Source organism: Acinetobacter stercoris (assembly GCF_900323515.1).
Classification (GTDB): Bacteria; Pseudomonadota; Gammaproteobacteria; order Pseudomonadales; family Moraxellaceae; genus Acinetobacter; species Acinetobacter stercoris.
This window is the reverse complement of sequence record NZ_OOGT01000046.1, coordinates 1-21,956: the sequence shown is the minus strand read 5'-3', so window position 1 is coordinate 21,956 and position 21,956 is coordinate 1. Positions and strand designations below refer to the sequence as shown.

20 protein-coding genes, 1 tRNA gene and 1 pseudogene are annotated in these 21,956 nt (G+C 39.8%); 8 read left to right on the top strand and 14 right to left on the bottom strand.

Annotated elements, in window-relative coordinates; translation table 11 throughout:
- Window positions 1-41: 41 nt before the first annotated feature.
- The 4 genes from KPC_RS07050 to KPC_RS07035 all read left to right on the top strand — a co-directional run bounded on the left by KPC_RS07050 (window position 42) and on the right by KPC_RS07035 (window position 4,340).
- Window positions 42-707: a hypothetical protein gene (locus KPC_RS07050; RefSeq protein WP_087553310.1), complete on the top strand. Its 666-nt coding sequence runs from the start codon at window positions 42-44 to the stop codon at window positions 705-707.
- A gap of 341 nt (window positions 708-1,048) precedes the next feature.
- A complete protein-coding gene (locus KPC_RS07045) occupies window positions 1,049-2,056 on the top strand; it encodes a helix-turn-helix domain-containing protein (RefSeq protein ID WP_121973697.1) in 1,008 nt (335 codons plus the stop codon).
- A gap of 135 nt (window positions 2,057-2,191) precedes the next feature.
- Entirely contained in the window at window positions 2,192-3,373 is a 1,182-nt protein-coding gene (locus tag KPC_RS07040) for a serine hydrolase domain-containing protein (protein WP_121973696.1), read from the top strand.
- Window positions 3,374-3,476: 103 nt separating this feature from the next.
- Window positions 3,477-4,340, top strand: a complete 864-nt coding sequence (locus KPC_RS07035) for a transporter (protein ID WP_087553307.1) — start codon at window positions 3,477-3,479, stop codon at window positions 4,338-4,340.
- A 285-nt stretch (window positions 4,341-4,625) separates the two neighbouring features.
- Here KPC_RS07035 and KPC_RS07030 read toward each other — a convergent pair.
- Together KPC_RS07030 and KPC_RS20895 are read right to left on the bottom strand one after the other, a co-directional pair.
- Window positions 4,626-4,715: transfer RNA gene (locus tag KPC_RS07030), tRNA-Ser, on the bottom strand.
- A 96-nt stretch (window positions 4,716-4,811) separates the two neighbouring features.
- Window positions 4,812-4,953 (bottom strand): annotated as a pseudogene (locus tag KPC_RS20895) (GreA/GreB family elongation factor); the annotation flags it as partial.
- On the opposite strand from KPC_RS20895, the gene gmtX reads away from it, so the two are divergent.
- Together gmtX and greB are read left to right on the top strand one after the other, a co-directional pair.
- The gene (gmtX, locus tag KPC_RS07025; RefSeq protein ID WP_228212186.1) at window positions 4,954-5,232 is read left to right on the top strand and encodes a gamma-mobile-trio protein GmtX; all 279 of its coding nucleotides are present in this window, start codon (window positions 4,954-4,956) and stop codon (window positions 5,230-5,232) included.
- Window positions 5,229-5,702, top strand: a complete 474-nt coding sequence (gene greB, locus KPC_RS07020) for a transcription elongation factor GreB (protein ID WP_121973695.1) — start codon at window positions 5,229-5,231, stop codon at window positions 5,700-5,702. Before gmtX ends, greB begins: the two co-directional genes overlap by 4 nt.
- Window positions 5,703-5,777: 75 nt before the next feature.
- On the opposite strand, the gene KPC_RS07015 is transcribed toward greB, so the two are convergent.
- The 5 genes from KPC_RS07015 to glnT form a co-directional block, all read right to left on the bottom strand.
- Complete coding sequence (locus tag KPC_RS07015; protein WP_121973694.1) at window positions 5,778-5,903, bottom strand: 3'-5' exonuclease; 126 nt, start codon at window positions 5,901-5,903, stop codon at window positions 5,778-5,780.
- A gap of 1,035 nt (window positions 5,904-6,938) precedes the next feature.
- A complete protein-coding gene (locus KPC_RS07010; RefSeq protein ID WP_121973693.1) occupies window positions 6,939-8,273 on the bottom strand; it encodes an FMN-binding glutamate synthase family protein in 1,335 nt (444 codons plus the stop codon).
- A gap of 20 nt (window positions 8,274-8,293) precedes the next feature.
- Window positions 8,294-9,013 (bottom strand): GltB/FmdC/FwdC-like GXGXG domain-containing protein, encoded by a 720-nt coding sequence (locus tag KPC_RS07005; RefSeq protein WP_121973692.1) that lies wholly within the window; start codon window positions 9,011-9,013, stop codon window positions 8,294-8,296.
- A gap of 27 nt (window positions 9,014-9,040) precedes the next feature.
- On the bottom strand, window positions 9,041-9,943 hold the full coding sequence (locus KPC_RS07000) for a class II glutamine amidotransferase (protein ID WP_121973691.1): 903 nt from the start codon (window positions 9,941-9,943) through the stop codon (window positions 9,041-9,043).
- A gap of 48 nt (window positions 9,944-9,991) precedes the next feature.
- Window positions 9,992-11,383 carry a type III glutamate--ammonia ligase gene (glnT, locus tag KPC_RS06995; RefSeq protein WP_228212185.1) on the bottom strand — a complete coding sequence of 464 codons (1,392 nt, stop codon included), beginning with the start codon at window positions 11,381-11,383 and terminating at the stop codon, window positions 9,992-9,994.
- A gap of 294 nt (window positions 11,384-11,677) precedes the next feature.
- On the opposite strand from glnT, the gene KPC_RS06990 reads away from it, so the two are divergent.
- Entirely contained in the window at window positions 11,678-12,274 is a 597-nt protein-coding gene (locus KPC_RS06990; RefSeq protein WP_121973690.1) for a helix-turn-helix domain-containing protein, read from the top strand.
- Between the two features lie 311 nt (window positions 12,275-12,585).
- On the top strand, window positions 12,586-13,899 hold the full coding sequence (locus tag KPC_RS06985) for an ammonium transporter (RefSeq protein ID WP_121973689.1): 1,314 nt from the start codon (window positions 12,586-12,588) through the stop codon (window positions 13,897-13,899).
- Window positions 13,900-14,435: 536 nt separating this feature from the next.
- Here the strand turns inward: KPC_RS06985 and KPC_RS06980 are convergent.
- The 7 genes from KPC_RS06980 to KPC_RS06950 form a co-directional block, all read right to left on the bottom strand.
- The gene (locus KPC_RS06980) at window positions 14,436-15,107 is read right to left on the bottom strand and encodes a sarcosine oxidase subunit gamma (RefSeq protein ID WP_121973688.1); all 672 of its coding nucleotides are present in this window, start codon (window positions 15,105-15,107) and stop codon (window positions 14,436-14,438) included.
- Window positions 15,108-15,110: 3 nt separating this feature from the next.
- On the bottom strand, window positions 15,111-18,026 hold the full coding sequence (locus tag KPC_RS06975) for a glycine cleavage T C-terminal barrel domain-containing protein (protein ID WP_121973687.1): 2,916 nt from the start codon (window positions 18,024-18,026) through the stop codon (window positions 15,111-15,113).
- Window positions 18,023-18,346 carry a sarcosine oxidase subunit delta gene (locus tag KPC_RS06970; protein ID WP_121973686.1) on the bottom strand — a complete coding sequence of 108 codons (324 nt, stop codon included), beginning with the start codon at window positions 18,344-18,346 and terminating at the stop codon, window positions 18,023-18,025. The genes KPC_RS06975 and KPC_RS06970 overlap by 4 nt, the downstream gene beginning before the upstream one ends.
- Window positions 18,347-18,358: 12 nt before the next feature.
- Complete coding sequence (locus KPC_RS06965; RefSeq protein WP_121973685.1) at window positions 18,359-19,597, bottom strand: FAD-dependent oxidoreductase; 1,239 nt, start codon at window positions 19,595-19,597, stop codon at window positions 18,359-18,361.
- A gap of 55 nt (window positions 19,598-19,652) precedes the next feature.
- A complete protein-coding gene (folD, locus tag KPC_RS06960) occupies window positions 19,653-20,546 on the bottom strand; it encodes a bifunctional methylenetetrahydrofolate dehydrogenase/methenyltetrahydrofolate cyclohydrolase FolD (protein ID WP_121973684.1) in 894 nt (297 codons plus the stop codon).
- Complete coding sequence (purU, locus tag KPC_RS06955) at window positions 20,543-21,409, bottom strand: formyltetrahydrofolate deformylase (RefSeq protein WP_121973683.1); 867 nt, start codon at window positions 21,407-21,409, stop codon at window positions 20,543-20,545. The genes folD and purU overlap by 4 nt, the downstream gene beginning before the upstream one ends.
- 229 nt (window positions 21,410-21,638) lie before the next feature.
- Window positions 21,639-21,956 (bottom strand): hypothetical protein (locus KPC_RS06950; protein ID WP_322873890.1); only part of this gene is annotated, 318 nt, incomplete at its 5' end.

Genomic DNA, 21,956 nt, shown 5'->3' with positions numbered 1-21,956 from the left:
ATTAATTAAATAAAAGTAATCAATAAATTGATGGAGAAAAAATGAAAATAGGTCGTCCTAAGCAAGATTTAAACAAATGGTGTAATACGAATGTAGATTTTAAATTTGAGTTTTTAGATAAAGAATGTAAAAAACCAGATGGTCTTATAAAATATTTAAACAATCAGCAAGGGTTCACATTTATTAGTGAATCAAAATTTTTCAACCAAAATATTCCCCAAGATGTATTGCTCACTTTTCAACAAGCAATCTTAGCAAATGGTCTTTCTATTTATGTTTCACTTGAATGTTTTAACCAACTCAAAAAACGATTTCTAAAATATAAAAAAGAACAAAATGAAAGCCATTTAATCAAAAAACAGTATCAATTCACAAAAGAGTTATCAACTCAAATTCAGTATCTCAAAAATATGAATGGATGGAAGAAAGAAGAAATTGTCATTGAATATCTGGTCAATGTATACCTCAACCAAAAGACTCAATACAAAACCAAAGTTGAAATCGAAACCAAGGCTATCAAGCTTAAAATGTTAAATGATGAAATCTGCAAGAACCTTTCAGAAATCAAACGGCTCAAAACTGAAGCTTTTGATTTAAAGCAAAAACTTTTAAAAGAGACATCCGCAAAAGAACATTATGAAAATCTGTGCAAAAAGCATGGTATTGATGGAGAAAACTTTCAACTCACAGAAAGCTCTCCATCTTAACTAATTTCTTTGTTAATGATCTCAGTGAGTAAATCTGGGAGTTTCCTGCATGGTTAATGATCATTTGAATTGAAGGCAAATTGCTTGTGTAAAACATCCGTATGTTGAGTCTTGAGACCCAAATTATCGAATAGCTTAAACTGAAAAAAGAGTAAAGCAGCATAAGAAACAGCCATTCATAGACAGACTGTTTCTTTCATATTAAATTAGCAAATAGCATTTCACATAAGATGTTTTACGTTAGTTTCAGTGACATTAGATATGTCTAGAGTAGAACAAAAAGTAGCAACCTAAAAATTTAGGTGGGAGAGTTACTTTTTTCATAACATGGAGTTGTTGTGATGTTACAAGATAGCTTAATTCAAGATTGCCGAGGAGGATACATTCCTCAGGCGCATAAAAATACCTCAATAGACTGGGATGAAATTAAAAATTGGTCAGATCAAGTCTATATGCCCTACAATGCACAACCTGTAGGTAAGGGACTATTGCCAAACTCAAGTATGCATTCGGTATCTGTAGCAGATATGATTGTCACTCGTTTTAAATATGGCATTCCCGTTTATCTTGATCAATGGAATCAAGATAAAGGTCATATTATTCTTCTGACCACAATCGAGGGGCATGGAAATCATGCGATTTCCCCAAATAATTGGCAGACAACCAACATCGGCGAGTCTTTTATTGTCGATTGTAGCCAAACAGATGATTATGCTGTGCACTTCGATCCACAACATTTACAGTTGAATTTGACCATTCCACATGATGTATTAGCCCGTTTGGTCGTTGCAAATTTTGGGCATGAAGCCCCTATTCACATGTGGCAGTTTAAAACTTTTTTCGGGGGGAGTGATTCAAGCTGGCTATCATTACTGACCTATCTAAGTAAAAGTATTTCGGAAATTCCTTTAGCACAATTAAAAAAGAAAGCAGGTGAACATTTACAACAAATGATTGGTCTGCATATTCTCAATGAATGGTCGATCCGAGCAAATATAGATTTAAATCAAAAAACATGGATCACACCTAAATTTATCGAACGCGCTGAGCAATATATGCGTGAAAATCTACGTTATAGCCCTACCATTGCTGAAATTGCACAAGCAATTGGAATCAGTATTCGGAGCTTATCCAGTGGTTTTAAAAAATATCGACAGTCTAGCCCAGCCCAAGTTATGCGAAATATGCGTATGACTTTAGTAAGACAAGAATTATTAGAAGCATCACCAGAACAGACAGTAACTGAAATTGCTTTGGTTTGTGGTTATCTCAATTTAGGTGACTTTGCTCGTAACTATTATCAGATATACAATGAATTACCCTCACAGACATTAAAAAATAGATATTGATTATCAAATAATTGCCGTTTTTCGATAAAGCTTGCCTATTTGCGGTAGAGCCGTTGAAACATTCCTTTTTAGACTAAAGATGTTGTCATATGACATCGATTAAGTAATAACTCAAATGGAATGGAGTGTTTCTTCATGAAACAGCAATTACAGCAAATTCTCGATCCTATCTTAGATCAGGTTGTTAAAAACAGTCATCCTGTTGCAGGAGTTGTAGCAGGGGTTACAAATAAAGATGAAACTCTGTATTTAAATCATGCAGGTGAGCGTGATATTTCAACACATACTGCAATGACGGATGATAGTGTATTCGCAATTTTTTCAACTACGAAAGCAATTACAACGACTGTGGCGTTGCAACAATACGAAAAGGGACTACTTGATTTAGATGCCCCTGCTAAAGAGTATATTCCTGAAATAGGTCAACTTCAGGTTCTTCATGGCTTTGATCCTCAGGGTAAACCTATTCTCCAAGCCCCGAAAATAGATGTAACTACTCGAATGCTGTTATTACATACAGCTGGTATGGGGTATGATTTTTTTAATCCTGAGTATCAGAAGCTAACTTCTGAACATGGTTATCCAAGTGTCATCACTTCATCAAAAGCATCTTTAAAAACCCCTTTATTGTTTGAACCAGGCACACAATGGGAATATGGTTCAAATATTGATTGGGCTGGATTAGTCACAGAAAAAATTGGTGGCAAACGCCTTGGTCAACTCATGCAGGAACAAATTTTTAACCCTTTAGAAATGAATGATACTGCATTTACCTTAACACCCTCTATGCTTGAACGTCGTACGAGTATGCATCATCGCCAAGCAGATGGCAGTTTGATAGCAGACTCAGATTTCATATTGCCACAAGAACCAGAAGTACATATGGGTGGGCATGGTCTTTATTCTACGGTCAGTGATTATTTAAAATTTATTCGCCTTTGGCTAAATCGTGGCGAGGTCAACGGTCAGCGTTTACTTCAAGAAAGTACACTTGAACTGGCTCTTAATAATGGCTTAGCAGATATTGCCATGAAAAATTTACCAGGCTCGATTCCTACTTTGTCCAATGACGTCAATATCTATCCTGAAGCTGAAAAAGGCTGGACACTTGGTTTTATGGTCAATGAACAAGTGACTGACTCAGGTCGTCCGGCAGGTACAATCGGCTGGTGTGGTTTAGCAAATCTCTATTATTGGATTGATATTAAAAACAATATTGGCGGGTATTGGGCAACTCAGACACTCCCATTTGTTGATCCGACAGCCTATAACGGATTCCTTGCTTTTGAAAAAGCTGTCAATTCTCTAAATCATTAAAAATTCAAATTATTCCTAAGCCAAAATCTGGCTTAGGTCATCATGCTAATAAAATTTACTCAGTCAATAACATCATATTTTTGATGTCAGACAAGGAACCGTTATGAAAAAAATACATACGTTGGCAACTAGCCTTCTAGGATTGCTATTTCTACAAAATGTATATGCAGTCGATCTGGATGCTGGCGATTATGACTATGCGCCTAGTGGCACAAATTTAGCTATGCTCTACTACCAACATGCTTCCAGAGATTCACTTTATAATGGAAATGATCGCGTATCAAATAATGTCGAACTCAAATCCGATATTGGTATTGCACGTTATGTACACTATATGGATGTTGCAGGGCTTCACATCGCACCACAAATTCTAGTGCCATTTGGACGTCTAGATGCTGGAAAAGATATCGCTTCTTTAGGAAGCAGCACTGGTTTAGGCGATATTATTTTAGCAAATACTTTCTTTATTTATCATGATAAAGATACAAAATCGACATTTGGTATTACACCCTATCTCTATTTGCCAACAGGAAAATACTCAAAATATGATGATTTGAATCTTGGTGAGAATCGGGTCAAGCTGACTGTTCAAGGGGCTTATACAACCCAACTTATAGATCGTCTAAACTGGGATATCGCTGGAGATTTTACTATTTATGGTAAGAATGATGATGTTATAAATGGAAGCTTAAAACAAGATTTAGGCTTTCAAGTTCAAACTAATACCAGATATCGTTTAACTGATATTGCTGATTTGCGTGCTGGACTATCATACAGTGATGCTGGAGATATAAAACAAAATGGTGTAACTACAGATTCAAATAAGCAAACCAAATTTTGGATTGGTACTGGAATTTCACCTACAGCAACAACACAAGTTATTTTAAATTATGGTCGTGATCTCAGGGTAGAAAATGGTTTTAAAGAAGACAATCGTATCAACCTTAGACTTATGAAAGTATTTTAATATCAAAATTGATACTAGCTTTTTGCTAGTATCAACTATTCCATTTAACTTAAGTTTATCTGAAGTCTGAATTAAAAGAATCCAGAGGATCAAACTATTTTTTATTGTGTCTGCCAGTTTATTTTCAGCTCTTCTTATTAGAAACTCATTAGACTCCCCACAATCTTTATCCAATAGAGTCTATTCTGATATATTCCAATCCAAAATTTTATGTGGGTTTTTATGTGGGACAGAAGTATAGGCAAGAAAAAAGCCCTTGCAAAAACAAGGGCTTTTTTCAAAATTTGGCGGAAGCGGTGAGATTCGAACTCACGGAGGGCGTGAACCCTCGTCGGTTTTCAAGACCGGTGCATTAAACCGCTCTGCCACGCTTCCAATGGCGGCTATGATATAAATAAAAACCCGACTTGGCAAATATTTTTATTCCTTTCACAGATTAAATGTTCAAAATAAAAACACTTTTATCTATTCTTATAGGCTTTCAGTCTTTTCATAACGAATCGAGTTGATATATACCACAACTTTTTACCAGGAGGTGTAATTACCTCAACTTCATCATCAATCTGTTTTAAAGCAAAGCCTTTGCTATAGATAAATCTATAGAAATATTCTTATGGCATCTCAATTCAAAGAAGCCCAACAAATGATTCGAGAAATGATTTCCCCAAAACAAAGGATTGATATTTATGATCATAAGCATATGATGTCTGATCAGGCTTTTAAGCTGTCAGAGCAAGAGGTTCGAGCTTTGGAATATATTATCCACAAAGTTTCAAAAAAATGGAATTTTAGACCTACCAAGTATAATGAACTTGTGGATGAGCCGAATAAGCCTGTTTTTAAAGTTTCTACATTGAATGCCTTTCGTAAAACTTTGGAGTATTTGTCTTGAATCGTAAATTGCTAACTGCTGAAGGCTATCAACGCTTGCAAAATGAACTAAATGATTTGGTACGTAAGGAACGCCCTGAAATCACTAAAATAGTGTCATGGGCAGCCAGTCTCGGCGATAGGTCGGAAAACGCAGACTACCACTACAACAAAAGAAAATTACGGGAAATTGATCGTAGAATCAGATACCTAACCAAACTTTTTGAAGTTGCACATAAAGTAGAATACAGTCCTGAACAAGATGGAAAAGTTTTTTTTGGGGCATGGGTTGAAATAGAAAATGATGATGGTGAAACCATCAAATTCCGTATCGTTGGAGATGAAGAAATTTATGGCCGTAAAGACTATATTTCTCTCCAGTCACCCATAGCGAAGGCTTGTCTAGGCAAATCTGTAGATGATGAAATTCAAGTACACACGCCTACTGGCAAAAAAAACTGGTATATCTGCAAAATTAACTATAAGCAATAAATGGTTATAGTTAACAATAACTTTTCATTAAAAATATATGTCTAACATCTAACAATCTCAAAGTGCTCACTAAACTTAGACCCATCTGCAACTTCTAATGACTACAGAAATAAAAAGTCTGTTTTTAGCACGACTGATAGCAACGTAATTAACACGATGCTCCTCTTTTATAACTAACTGTAGATTTGCAATGAACTCCACCTTGAAGAATGGGGAAAATAGACTTAAAACATATTTTTAATTTTATAAAAGGAAACTCAACCACAATTGAACTATTTTCATAATCACAATAACCGACTGAATAAAACAATTCTTAAAAGTTCTTGTAAAATAAACTCTGTTTCGTTTGCTCCGATAATCCTCCCATAAATAACTGAAGTTAAAGTAAAGGCTAAACAACTATTAAAGATAGTTTACCCCCTTTTGCTTTGTGCGGTCACTGATAGTTGTAATACTACAACCACTTTGTAACAACGTAGTCTTACACTTGCTCCAATGAGTCAAATAGATGTTTACTCCCCCAACTATAAGGGTGGCAAGCGGTATTCCAAATTCAGCCTGCTTCAAGATGGACATGATCTGACGGTTAGTAAATTTAGAAGTTTTCATGCAGAATCTCCTGCCTATACCTTAAGGTACAATTCTACTTTTTGATCCTTTTATTTTTCGAGGGGATTACCTATCACCAAATGATAAATAAATTTAAATGCTAATTTATACAAAAAAACGTATTCAAAAAAATTACTACAAATAGTGCGATACCCCTATCTGTATTTTCAGCAGACACCCCAATAAGCTATTTTGCAATTAAGGCATTATCATCACTTAATTTGGCTCACTGATTAGTGGTAGCTAGTTTCACTGATACTAAATGCCTCTATATTTGTCACACTATTATTTCTCATCTTTCATTAAAATATAAAATGTCCAAGAAAATTCACCAGGTTTTTATCCAAAATAATTGTCAACCTATTTCAAAGAGGAGAGATAGATAATCTTATATTCTACTAATCACCACTCACATAATACTTCTTTGGCGTTATAAAAAGTTTCAACAAGTATCCCTGAAAAATATTCTAACCTCTACGGATACCTACAGTTTCAACCATAAATAATTATTTATATTTTTTCCTTGTTCACGTGATCACTGGCAAAAGGATATTTATTGATTTTTTTCATAATTTGCACTCACTACTCTTATAATGAGTGCAAAAATGGACCTTAATATTACTAAAGTCAACCTAACACTTGTCCCGGTATCCAGTTGGTTCCTGCTAGTGGAACTCGAGCCATAGCAGCCGCTTCAACTGTTAAAGCCACCAAATCTTCCGGATCAAGATTATGTAAATGTGATTTACCACATGCACGCGCCATGGTCTGGGCTTCAAGTACTAACACGCGTAAATAGTTGGCTAAATGGCGACCACCTTCAATTGGATCAAGATTTTTCGCTAATTCCGGATTTTGAGTTGTAATCCCTGCCGGATCTTGACCATTTTGCCAGTCATCATAATAACCAGCAGCTGAACCAATTTTTTTCAATTCATCATTTAAGCGTGGATGGTTATCACCCAGTGCAATGAGTGCGGCTGTACCAATTGCAACTGCATCTGCACCCAAAGCCATAGCTTTAGCAACGTCTGCACCTGTGCGAATACCACCTGAAACAATGAGTTGAACTTTACGGTGCATCCCCATTTCTTGAAGTGCCTGAACAGCTTGAGGAATAGCTGGTAAGATTGGGATACCGACATGTTCAATAAATACTTCTTGTGTTGCTGCGGTTCCACCTTGCATACCATCTAGCACAATCACATCTGCACCAGCTTTTACCGCAAGTTTGACATCGTAATATGGACGACTTGCTCCGATTTTCACATAAATTGGTTTTTCCCAATCGGTGATTTCACGAATTTCTGCAATCTTAATGGCTAAGTCGTCTGGCCCTGTCCAGTCTGGGTGGCGGCAGGCAGAACGTTGATCTACACCGACAGGTAATGTGCGCATGCCGGCCACACGTTCTGTCACTTTCATACCAAGCAACATACCGCCACCACCCGGTTTTGCGCCTTGCCCAAGGACAATTTCAATGGCATCGGCCTTGCGTAAATCATCTGGATTCATGCCATAACGCGATGGTAAATATTGATAAACCAAAGTTTGTGAATGACCACGTTCTTCCGGTGTCATCCCCCCATCACCAGTCGTGGTTGATGTGCCTACAATAGAAGCACCACGACCTAAAGATTCTTTGGCATTGGCAGACAATGCACCAAAACTCATACCCGCAATAGTGACAGGAATTTTTAAGTGAATTGGTTTTTTGGCAAAACGTGTGCCGAGTACCACATCGGTTCCACATTTTTCGCGATAACCTTCAAGTGGATAACGTGACATACTTGCACCAAGTAGTAACAAATCATCAAAATGTGGAAGATGACGTTTAGTTCCCCCACCACGAATGTCATAGATACCTGTTGCCGCAGCACGTTGAATTTCCTGAATCGTCAAACGGTCAAACGTAGCAGATTCGCGAAGTACAGGTTCAAATTGTGTAGTTGATTGAGTCATGATTTATTCTCCGATACGTTTTAGTAAGCCGATGCGTTGTCAACTTTGAAGTTATAAAGCTGACGTGCGGAACCATAGCGCTTGAATGCAGTTGGATCTTCGTCAAACCCTGCTTTTTCTAAGAGTTCTGCAAGCTCCGCAACATGTTCAGGACGCATTTGTTTTTCAATGCAGTCGGAACCTAAAGACTTCACCGTACCCTTAACATAAATACGAGTTTCATAGAGTGAGTCACCCAAAGCATCGCCTGCATCTCCACAAACTACCAAACGACCTGCTTGTCCCATGAAACAACTCATATGCCCAATGCTTCCTCCAACAACAATATCCACCCCTTTCATAGAGATGCCGCAACGTGCACCTGCATCACCTTCAATAACTAATAAACCACCATGAGCAGTTGCACCTGCAGCTTGTGAAGCATTGCCTTTGATATGGACTGAACCTGACATCATATTTTCTGCAACACCCACGCCAACATTACCATTCACCACAATTTCTGCTTCTTGGTTCATACCTGCACAGTAATAACCTGCATGACCATCAATAACGACTTTAACTGGTGCTTTAATGCCCACAGCGATATTGTGTTGTCCACCTGGATTTTTCACTGTCCAGTTTTGTATTTCCGCAACAGTTTCAGGGATGTGAAGTGCCTGATTTAATTCACGAATGCTGTCACTGCTTAAATCATAAGTGTCTTTGCTGATATGTTCGACTTTTGCCAATACTGTATTCATTTGATTCTCCTCATTTTGCAAATATTGTTATGCGCTACGTTCCCAAACGTATAAAGTCGCTGGTTCCGGTTCCCACACTTTGGCTTTATCAATATTTGGTAATGACGCCAATGCCTGATATTCAGAAGCCATAGCCACATAGTCATCTGTTTCAGCCAACACTGCTGGTTTGCAAGCAATAGGGTCACGAATCACTGCAAAACCATCGCGGGTGCCAATTGCAAAAGTGAAGAATCCATCTAAATCATCAAGTGCATGATTCAAGGCTTGTTCCAAGTTATCACCTTGTTGTAAACGCCAAGTCAGATAGCCTGCTGCCACTTCCGTATCGTTATCTGTTTCAAAAGTAATGCCTTCACGTTTTAGTTCTTGGCGTAAACGTGCATGGTTAGATAGAGAACCGTTATGGACTAAACACAAATCTGCGCCAGTTGAAAATGGGTGACTGCCTTCCATCGTTACGGCACTTTCGGTAGCCATGCGGGTATGCCCAATAATGTGACTGCCTTTCATTTTTGCTAGTCCGAAACGTTCAGAAATTTCAACAGGTAAGCCCATGCCTTTTAAAATTTCAATGCTTTGCCCTACACTCATGATTTTTAGTTGTGGTGCCAGTTCAGCAATGGCAGCTCGTACAGTTGCTTCATCCAATCCAACTTTTAATACCGCCGCAGTGGCATTTTGGAACCAGTCAAAACCTGCGCCCAATTTTGCTTGTAATTTTTCTATAAAAGCCTGCCAGTTAAATTCTTCTTCAGTGCTTTGCAACGTCAATTTAACCCAACCGTCTTGCACTTCATCACCATAAATCGCAAAGCCTGCACTGTCAGGACCACGACCTGTCATAGACTCCAACATCGGTTCAAACAATTTACCGAGTTGCGATTCAAGTGCAGGATTTTTTAAATATAAGCCGACGATTCCACACATATGATTTCTCCAATCATTTCATCTTGATTTATTGGGTTATGCAGGTTCTTAGAAGAACTCGGTATAACGTTGAACTTCCCAGTCAGACACATGGCGGCAGTATTCCACCCACTCCATGCTCTTTTGCTCGATGAACTCATCGACAATTTCTGCACCTAATGTTTCTTTAAACAATGGGTCAGCTTTTAAAGCTTCCACAGCCTCTTTTAATGATTGCGGTAAGGTAGCAATGCCACGCGCAGCAATTTCTTCTAAACCCAAGGTGTAGAGATTTTCATTGCATGCAGGCGGTGGTGTCAGTTCATGCTCAATACCATCTAAACCTGCTGCAATAATCGCTGCCGATACCAAATATGGGTTACAACCTGCATCTGGTAGACGCAATTCGATACGACCATACGGAATACGTACCATTGCCGAACGGTTATTTGAACCATAAGCCAGAAAGGCTGGTGCCCAAGTCGCTCCCGATAGAGAACGCCCAACCACCAAACGTTTATATGAGTTGACCGTTGGCGCACAAAACGCACATAAAGCAGGCCCATGCGCCAGTAACCCCGCAATAAAGTGATAGGCTATTTTTGATAAGCCCATGCCACTTGGGTCACTTGCATCATGAAACAAATTGCTTGATTCATCACTGCCAATAGAAAGGTGAAAATGCATACCATTGCCTGCCCGTTTCGGATCCGGTTTTGGCATAAAGGAGCAAATAATGCCAAGATCATTGGCAATTTCACCAGCCGCCATGCGGAAGAAAGTGAACATATCTGCCGAACTCATGGCATCGCTATAGGTATAGTTAATTTCAAATTGACCGTTGGCATCTTCATGGTCAATTTGATAAATATCAAAGCCAACCGGAATCAAAGCTTCAGTCAAACGCTCCAAAAATTCACGAGAACGAGATAACCCTTTATAGTCATAGCAAGGTTTATCCAGATTGTCAGAATCATCTACAGCCTTGAGTTTTCCATCTTCACCACGACGAAACAGACTAAACTCAGGTTCCAGACCAGTATTTAAAGTCCAGCCCTTTGCACTCAAACGTTCCACCTGCTTACGCAGTACATAACGTGTGTCATATGGATGCGGCTGACCATTGACATAGCCTTCACACACTACACGTCCATAACCCGGTTGCCACGGCACAGGGGTTAAAGTCGATAAATCCCCTTTCACCATAAAATCAGGGCCATGTGGTTGCATCCCCATTCCTGAAATAGCAAAACCTGCAAAACCAACCCCATCTTTTTCAATTGCTTTCAATCCTGAAATTGGTACCGATTTGGTTTTTGCTGCTCCATGAATATCAACAAACTGAGCCAACACATATTTTAAATGAAATTGGTCAATAACCTTTTGTACTTCGGGTCGATACATTGGACGATTAATGACATTGTCATGATCAACCACTTCCTTAACAGCCTGCTGCAACATTTGGCATACTCCTGATATGACAAAAATTATGTTTGGCTTGAAAACTGCATGGATATACTTTTACATCAACACAAGTTTCATAGCAAGAAATTTTATTTACTAATACGAAAGCAAATCTCTTGCCAACTTTGTTCAAAGTTCATTAAAAAATGAGCTAAAGTAAATAAATACTAAATATTCCCATAAAGAATATTTTTTTATTAAAATGATTTTTAATTTTTTCAACATGACAGAAATGTTTTTAGTAAAATCCAACGAAGTGAACTATCAAAAACAGTGCAGAGTTGAACCATAATGAGACAAACAAAGAACAGCTTGAAGCTGGAACAGTACATCGGTATTCAAATTAAACGTCATCGCCAAGCACAAGACTTGAAATTGTCGGAAGTTGCACAAATTGCCGGAATTAGCCAAGGGATGCTGAGCAAAATCGAAAATGCTCAAGTATCTACCAGTCTTGAAACTCTCAGCCGTCTTTGTGAAGTATTGGGCTTGCCCATGTCGACATTATTTTCCCAATATGACCAGCAAGAAAGCCACGCCATGTTGGTAAAATCTGGGGAAGGGATGGAAGTGGTGCGTCGTGGTACGGAAAAAGGACATACTTACCAGCTTATGACCCATTCTAGAGGTCCGCGTAAAAACTTTGAGGCTTATCTAGTGAGTATGGACGATGCCAGTGAGGAGTTTCCAACCTTTGCTCACCCCGGTACTGAAATGCTGTACTTGGTCGAAGGTGAATTGATGTATCGGCATGGTCACGAAGTCTTTCATATGCAACCAGGGGATTGTCTAACACTGGAAGGTGAAATTCCGCATGGTCCAGAGAAGTTAATTAAAGTCCCTATTCGCCTACTTTCTGTCATGAACTATGGGCCAGGTGAAGAATAAACTCTTGCCAGTTGCGGTTAACTGTCGTTGTCGCACGATTGATAACCGCAAAAGACCTTACTTAAAAATTAGTTATATGACATATAAATGTTTTAATATCGATCAATATAAAAAATATCTCCTTGCTTAACACAAAAAATAAATTCATATAAAACAATATATTAAATATTTTATGATCTAAAAAATAATCATGGTACAAGAATTGCTTTAACAATAAGAAATTAATATTCTCAAAAGGAATACAAGTAATTCCTTCAACCGAAGGACACATTAAATGACAGAGCTTTTTCTTAGAATATGGGAGTAAATGCATGATTTCCAATGCGTTGAAAAAAATGCTGCTTGGTTGCCTGATGACCTTACCCACTTATTGCTTTGCTGCCGATGCATCCTTTGATGCTGCATCGACAGTGTGGATTATGATCTCGGCTATTTTAGTTCTGATCATGTTCATTCCCGGATTGGCCCTCTTTTATGGTGGAATGATTCGTGCAAAAAATGTCTTGTCTATATTTTCACAATTTTTTGCCGTTGCTAGTGTTGTCGGTATTTTATGGGTAGCTTTTGTTTACAGTTTTGTAGCAGATACCAGCAATATGACCGAAGGCACTTTAAATCTAAATAGTTTTGTCGGTAACCTAAACAAAGTATTTTTTGCAGGGATAAATGATCAGACACTTGTAGCAGGCATACCTGAATACGTTCTAGCAACCTTCGGCTTAACTTTTGCGATGATTACGCCATGTATTGCACTGGGTGGTTTTGCAGAACGTATCAAGTTTGGAGCAGCCGTACTTTTTGGTGCCTTATGGCTGACGTTGGTTTATGGCCCATTGGCGCACATGGTATGGGGTGGCTCGGGGGCTATTATGCACAATTGGGGTGTTTTAGATTTTGCTGGTGGAACAGCCGTACACATCAATTCAGGGGTTGCTGCATTGGTAGGTGCAATTGTGCTAGGTAAACGTCGTGGCTGGCCGACAACAGCCATGCCACCACACAATCTGGTCTATACCATGATTGGTGCAGCACTCCTTTGGGCAGGCTGGTTTGGTTTTAATGTTGGTTCTGCATTGGCAGCCAGCACTACAGCTGGTTTGGTTTTGCTCACCACCATGATTGCAACTTGTGGCGGTATTTTCGGCTGGATGCTCATTGAAAAAGTAATTTTGAAACATGTGACTTCATTGGGATTGGCTTCCGGAGCGATTGCCGGATTGGTTGGCATTACGCCTGCCGCAGCCTATGTTGGGCCACTAGGTGCAATTGCTGTTGGCATTATTACCAGTATTTGTTGCTTCTTTGCGGTCACTGGCTTAAAACGCAAATTTGGTTTTGATGATGCTTTAGATGTTTTTGCCTTACATGGTATAGGTGGAATGGTAGGTTGTATTTTGACAGGTATTTTCTGTATTCCAGCCTTAGGTGGTAATCAGGATGTAAATGTCGTAAATCAATTGATTGCACAAGCTTCAAGTATTCTGTTAACAGTCATATATTGTGGTGTATTTACTTTTATTATTATGAAAATCATTGATAAAACAATTGGCTTACGCGTATCTGATGAAGCAGAACAACGTGGCTTAGATATTAGTGATCATAATGAACGGGCTTATAATGATTGATCGGATAAAAGCCTGAGAAATATCTCAGGCTTTTTGTTCTTTAAGCTAGAACAGATTCAACATGTTTGGGAATTTCTTCATATAAAGCAGCTGGTGCCAAATCTAATTCATTTTCTAAAGTGATTGCACCATACTCAATAACAACTTCTTCAAGTCAGGTCGACTAATTAAGGCTGCAAATACACCTTTAAAGAAACGTTACAAGACTAGTCGCGCCATCTTGAAATTATACTTAAAGTTGATGATATTCAATTGGTTTGACTTCGGTAATATTCCATTTCATTATATAACTCCTCTAAAATGAGCATCTATTAAAAATGGTGGAGTTTTATTCAACTACTGTAATGATACACACAATTCCCCGCCTGCCAACAACTCTATTGTACTTCAACTAAAAACACATACTTTATCTTAGACAAAGTATTTCATTTCAAATACCTACAACCTATTGATCACTTTTATATTCTGCAGTTGTATATAAAAAACAGATATAGACTTCAGCCTATACCTGTCTTGTGTTGAAATGGGCAACCAGCTTACAATAACCCTTCTATACCGACCACCTTGCCGTCAAATTCAGCAATGGCATCTTGCAAGACTTCCCACAGATATAAAGCAGCTGCACGATCACAGAGAATATTGAATTTTTGCGTTTGAGCATCACTCACATTTATCACAATTGCGTTGACCCGAGCCACAGAAGTCTGTGCAACTTGCCCTACGACAAAAACTTCACTTGATAAATCGACTGCACAAAGTTTTGCCATGACCCATGCCGCAGTATTTCCGGTCAGTTGCAACCATGCATGGCTGTCCTGACGTGGTAATAAATAGTTTGCACGATCATCCATTGCCCAGCCATTTTCTAGCTGGCTGATTCGTTCACCAAAATCATTGAGAGAACCTAGCAAGAAATATTCTGTCGCAGATAAACGTACGACCCAGCTCCCATCCACCTGCTGTACAGCACAATTTGGAACATCAGGTGAATGAAACCCCAAACTACTCAAATACGTCGCTGCATCGAGCCCGCGAAAGCCAACGCGAGAAAGATTGGTTAAATCCACAATGGCAGATTTTTGAATTTGCGATTCGGTATCTGTTGTTGCATTTTTCAGGAACTTTTTGCCCTGACCAAAAGGTTGGTAAAGCGAGGCAGCAACCGTTTTTGCAATCGGACTGCGCTGTGCATCATATAAAGTTTGCATTGCTTAAACCTCCTGACGTTGGTTTTGTGGGTCGTAAAATGGTGCTTTCACCACAGTCGCGAGTACAGTCGCACCTTTCTCAACACGAATTTGAAATTGCTGTCCAACTTCACTTTGCTTAATCCCGACATAAGCCAGACCAATAATTTTGTCCAAAGTCGGTGAATATTCGCAGGAAGTGACATTACCTGAGATATTTTCACCGTCGAGCACAATATGTCCTTCAAGCGGTTGTTCTTGAGACTTATCCAGTACAAAAGACACCAGTTTACGTTTCAATGGTTGTGTTTCTAAAATCGCAATCGAACGCTTGCCAACAAACCAAGGCTTATTACGCGCTACAGCCCAACCCAAATCAACTTCTTGTGGATGGGTCATGCCATCTGTATCCTGGCTGATAATGATGTGTCCTTTTTCCAAACGCAGTAATCGCTGACTTTCCACACCAAATGGTTGCATATTGAAAGGCTTGCCCGCTTCCATGAGTTTGTCCCACATAAACTCGCCATAACGTGCTGGAAAATGAATTTCATAGCCCAGCTCACCCACAAAACCAACGCGTAAAATACGCACTGGAATACCGTAAATCATTCCCTCACGGAGTCCTAAATACGGAAATGCTTCATTGGATAAATCGACATCATGGCAAACCTGTTTCATTACTTCGCGTGATTTTGGCCCTGCAATGTTAACAGCTGCCAATGCTGTGGTAACGTTAGTAATATCAACATTTAAATGCCACTGTACATTCCATTTCAGCATTTGCTGGTAAATACGATCAACGCCACTGGTGGTTGCAGTCACATAAAAATGATTTTCGCTTAAACGCCCCGCTACACCGTCATCAATCACGACACCATGTTCATTTGCCATAACAGCATAGCGAGTCTTTCCAATTGGCAATTTGGTAAAACCAAAGGTGTACAGTCGATTTAAAAATTCAGCACTGTCTGGCCCACGAACATCTAGACCACCTAGAGTAGATACATCAATAATGCCCACATTCTGCCGTACATTATTGACTTCATTGGCAATATTTTTCAGGCGCTCGTCTGGATTGCCATAAAAGGCTGGACGTTGCCAATTGCCCGCAGGCATCATTTTCGCACCAGCTTCAAGATGGCGGCTGTGCATCGCAGTTTGTCGGTACGGGTCAAACCCACGCCCTGCCACATGCGCCAGTTTTTCAACAGTAAATGGTGGACGTGCTGTGGTTACACCAGTTTCACTAATGCTACGCTGAGTCGACTTCGCCACTAACCGAGCTGTAGGCAAAGCAGAATGACGGCCTTGCGATGGCCCCATCCCTACAGTTGAAAAGCGTTTCACCAATTGCACATCTCGGTAACCACATTTGGTCGCATTCACGATGTCACGAATTTGCAAATCTTCATCATAATCGACAAATTCTTTACCTTTAGGATGTTCAAAAATCGGCCACGGAAAATTTACAGCTGCTTCGCTGAGCATCACAGGATGATCTTGTGGTGCAGCCTGTCCTAAAGCCTGAGCTGCAGCTAACTGTGCAGTGTAGTGAGCATCACTTAATACATTTTCAATATGATGCACGCCATTGACCGAGCCTGCGACATGTAAACCATGCGGCAGTCCTGAAATGCTAAATTCTGCCTTTTGCTCGTCATAACTCAGTTTACCACCTGCCTGACACAACAATTGATAAACAGGCATATAGCCAGAAGACATACAGAGCACATCGCAATCCAGTTTTTTCACATCACTGCCAACTTGCCCCTCGCTGACGATATTACGAATTTCGACACCCGTTACACGGTGCATACTTTTATCATGCAAAGCTTCATAAACAGTACTCCCCATATAGCATTGAATCTTTTGCTGCACAGTTTGTTGCAAATGTTTATTGGTTGCTGTTACACGTAAGTCAACTAGGGCTGCAACATTTAAACCAGCTTCAATAAAATCCAGTGCTGCGTAGTAACCATCGTCATTACCAGTCAGAATCACAATGCGTTGCCCCAGTTTAACAGCATATAGTTTTATCAATCGCTGTGCAGCACTGGTTAAAATTACACCTGGTAAATCATTGTTGCGAAACACAGCAGGTTGATCAAAACTGCCGCTCGCCACCACACACTGTTTAGCACGTACTTTGTACATGCGTTTGCCTTGAATGACTGGCAGATAGTGATCGGTAAACCATGCATTACACACAGCCTGTTTCATCACAGTAATGTTGCTATGTTGTTCAACAGCACTGACCAGTTTTGTACGTAACTCAGCGGCTTTTTTACCTGCCAAATCAAAACGCGCATAGTTCAAGCTACCACCAAGAATTTTCTCTTGTTCAATCAACAGGACTTTGGCACCGTCATTTGCTGCACTCAGTGCGGCTTGTAACCCTGCTGGTCCCGCACCAATTACCGCGACATCGGTAAATAAATATACTTTGTCGTAGTACTCAGGCTGAAAATTTAAGTCAACAACACCTAGGCCTGCTTTTTTCCGGATTAACGGTTCCCACAGCTTCCAGACCCCCTTCGGCTTGAAAAACGACCGATAATAAAACCCTACTGGCATAAACTTGGAAAATTTCCCCAATGAAGCATTACTATCTTTAAGTAAACTGCCAGAAAAATTTTGTCCAGATACCATTAGGTTATTACTAATTTCTATGGTGTCTGCTAACACATTGGCTTCATGCGGCAGTTGAATCAAGGTATTAGCATCTTGCCCTGCCATAGTCAACGGCGCACGCGGACGGTGGTATTTAAATGAACGCGACATCACCCAACGCTGCTGAGCGAGTAAGGCACTGGCAATACTGTCACCGGCAAAACCAGTAATTTTTTGCTGATCAAACTCAAACTCAATAGTTGTTTGACGGTCAATCAAGCTACCATAAGGTAAAGGTAGTCGTTGTAAAGTTTGACTTTGGCTCATGTCAATGACTCCTTTTGTGTGACTACTGCTACCACTTCAGGAGCAGAAAACTCGACGCGTTGTGCAAATAGTTCTTTGGCATCAAAGGTTCTTAAAATTTCATCGGTCACCGTATGACGTTCGGCGATAAACCAATAACTACTTGGCGTGTGCATCCACCATTCGAGTACCACCCCTGCAATATTACTGGTATTAAAAACATAATCTGCCCATGCCTCATCACTACAAGTATTCTGGTCAATCATTTCCTTGAGCTCACCACCATAGGTAAATTCGCTAATATTGCGAGGACCATTTAAAGGACAATGCATAATTTTCATCTGATCTGCTCCTTAGTGGCTGGCCGCAGTTGCGCCCATTTCGTTAACTTGCTGGAAACGGCTAAAACGTTCTAGCGCAAATGGTTCAATCAACTCAGGCGTACAACCCGTTGCAACCAGTTCTGCCATGGTTTTGCCGCAAATTGGGGTTGCCTTAAAGCCCCAAGTCCCCCAACCAGCATCGAGATAATAGTTGTCATACGGAGATTTCCCCATAATCGGACTATAGTCCGGTGTCATATCGGTTATGCCTGCCCATTGCCGCATTAATTTCACGTTCGCCATAAATGGGAACATTTCAATGGCATGCGCCAGCAAACTTTCTTTTAAATCAAGTGTTGAACGTGTGTTGTACAATGGATATGGGTCAGAACCACCGCCAAATACAATTTCTCCACGACTGGTTTGTTGTACATAACAATGCAATGCAGATGAACTCACCAATGGGTTAATGAACGGTTTAAATGGCTGAGACACCATGGCCTGTAATGGGAACGTATGAATTGGAGCACGGATTTTTAGCTTGTTCATTAAAATAGAAGATGAACCAGCTATAGCTTGCACCACACATCCACACTGTATGTTGCCACGGTTAGTTTTCACCGCAGTAACCTTGTTTTTTTCAACAACAAAATCTTTGACTTCCGTGAGCTGATGAATTTCCACGCCACGTTTTGCAGCCTCTTTGGCATAGCCCCATGCCACGGCATCATGACGCGCAGTTGCCCCATCGATATGCCATAAACCTGCCAAAACTGGCAAATGTGCTGGGTCAAGATTCAGACATGGCACCAGTTCTTTAATCTGCTGACGGTCAATCATTTCCGTGCGGCCACCAAAATGTTTATTGACTTCCGCGCGCTGACGGAAAGCACGTACCGTTGAATCGGTATGTGCCAAAGTCAACTGTCCACGTTCAGAATACATAATGTTGAAATTGAACTCATTGGACAAGTTTTTAAATAAATTTACCGACTCGGCATAAAACTTTACACCTTCAGAGGTTAAATAATTCGAGCGAATCACCGCAGTATTTCGTGCGATATTGCCACTGCCCAGATAAGATTTTTCCAGCACAGCAACATCAGTAATGCCATGGTATTTTGCCAAGTAATAAGCAATGGCTAAACCATGCCCACCAGCTCCAATAATGACAACGTCATAATGAGTTTTCAGTTCCTTGGGTGGAGGCAAATCCACTTCCACAGGATATTCATGGCTCAATCCATACTTCAGTAGACCAAAAGGCATGGGTACACTCCTCCGCGACGTTTGAAACGCCTGTAATCATTCGGATAATTTCGTTTTACAATTCAGCGTATTGCAACTTGGCAGCATGCAAGGTATTTTTCATTAAATAGGCAATAGTCATTGGCCCTACACCACCTGGTACTGGGGTAATGGCTCTCACCTTTGGCAGCACATCATCAAAATCAACATCGCCAACCAGACGGTTTTTGCCATTCTCCAAAATCCGGTTAATCCCGACATCAATTACCACTGCATCAGCTTTGACATAAGATGCCGTGATCATTTTTGGGCGCCCAACTGCAGCAACTATGATGTCGGCCTGTTGACACACTTGCTGGATATTTTTAGTCTTGGAATGAACCACCGTTACCGTGCAGTTTTCTTTTAAAAGCAAAGCAACCATTGGTTTACCGACAATATTGGAACGTCCTACTACTACAGCATGTAAACCGGCCAAATCATTGCCCAAAGTATCCTTTAACAAACGAATACATCCAGTGGGTGTGCATGGCGTAAGCACATCGCGCCCCTGGCTCAAACCACCGACATTTTCACTATGAAAACCATCGACATCTTTTTTCGGGTCAATCCGCTGTAACACATCGGTTTCATCAATATGTTTTGGTAACGGCAACTGCACTAAAATGCCATGCACACTTGCATCGGCATTCAGTTCATCAATTTTGGCAAGCAACTGCTCTTGACTCAGATCAGTTTCAAAACGGAATTCCAAAGAACGCATGCCAACAAATTCAGTTTTTTCAACTTTGTTACGGACATACACTTGACTTGCTGGATCTTCACCCACCAAAACTACCGCCAGACAAGGTGCGATGCCCCGCTGTTTCATTTCGGTAACTTCGTATTTGACTTCATCCAACACCTGCTGCGCGGTAGCTTTACCATCAATGATTTTGTCATCATCTTGCTGTAATAGGCTCAAGTTCATTTGAATACCACCGTACGGTTATCATTCATAAATACACGGTGCTCAACAAAATATTTCACTGCTTTAGAGAGTGCCACCGTTTCTGTATCACGGCCAATAGATACCAAATCATCCGGTAAATAAGCATGATCAACACGTTGTACTTCTTGCTCAATGATTGGTCCTTCATCCAAATCACTGGTCACGAAATGCGCTGTTGCACCAATCAGTTTGACACCACGCTCATAAGCCTGATGGTATGGTTTGGCGCCTTTAAAACCTGGCAAAAATGAATGGTGAATGTTGATGGCACGACCAGAAAGTTGCATGCATAGATTATTGGAAAGGATTTGCATATAACGCGCTAGAATCACCAGTTCCGTACCGGTTTCATCCACGATGTCTATCAATTGCTGTTCTTGTTGCTGTTTAGTCTCTTTGGTCACTGGCAAATAGATAAAGCGAATGCCTTCACGCTCGGCAATTGGTCGTAAATCCAGATGGTTAGACACAATGGCTGTGATCTGAAAATCCAGTTCACCTTTATGATGGCGATACAATAAATTCAGCAAACAGTGGTCGAATTTACTGACCATAATTAATACTTTCATTGGATTTTTTTTGTCATAAAAGCTTGCTTTCATACCAAATTTTTCTGCTACCTCAGCAAAATTTTGCTTCAGCTCGTCAATGTTGCCTTTGCCATCACTAAATCGGAAAACAATGCGACTAAAAAAATATCCGGTTGTTTCATCATCGTATTGTGACATTTCACTGATATAGCAATTATTACCTGCCAAATAGCTTGATACTGCAGACACAATACCTGAAGCTGCAGGACAACTAATTTTTAAAATGTATTGTTCGGTTTGATCGTGGGACATGATGAATTCCTCAATGGTAAGTCCTAAACGTGATGACGGATGACAACAATTTGCATTGAAAAAGTTTCCCTATAGGAAATTAATTTTCTTAATAGTAATTTATAGAGTAATTTTACCTGATCGTCCATAGTTTTTTAAATTTTTTTTTCCTATCAGGAAACTTTTATAGTTATAAAAATAAAAAAGAAAATGGGTGGTATTGCTTTAAATACCACCTATCAATTTAGGCTTAACATAAAACTTCTACTTTGTGATACTGCTTTAACTGAAGTAAAGAATAAAATGGGTTATCAGACTGACACAGGTTATTTAACTGCTCATGAAACTGATGAATAAAAACATCATTGCAGTTAATCACCCAACCTTTAATCGACAAGGTTTCCACATTTTCCATATACAGTTCACACGTTTTTTGCCCGATTAGACGAATATTTTTGATTTTGAATAGACTAGGTTCACTCATGGCTTTGTCTCCCGAATTAAATTGCATTGTTGTATTAGCAAGCTTTATGCCATTAAAAAATTTATTATTATTCAATAATATAAC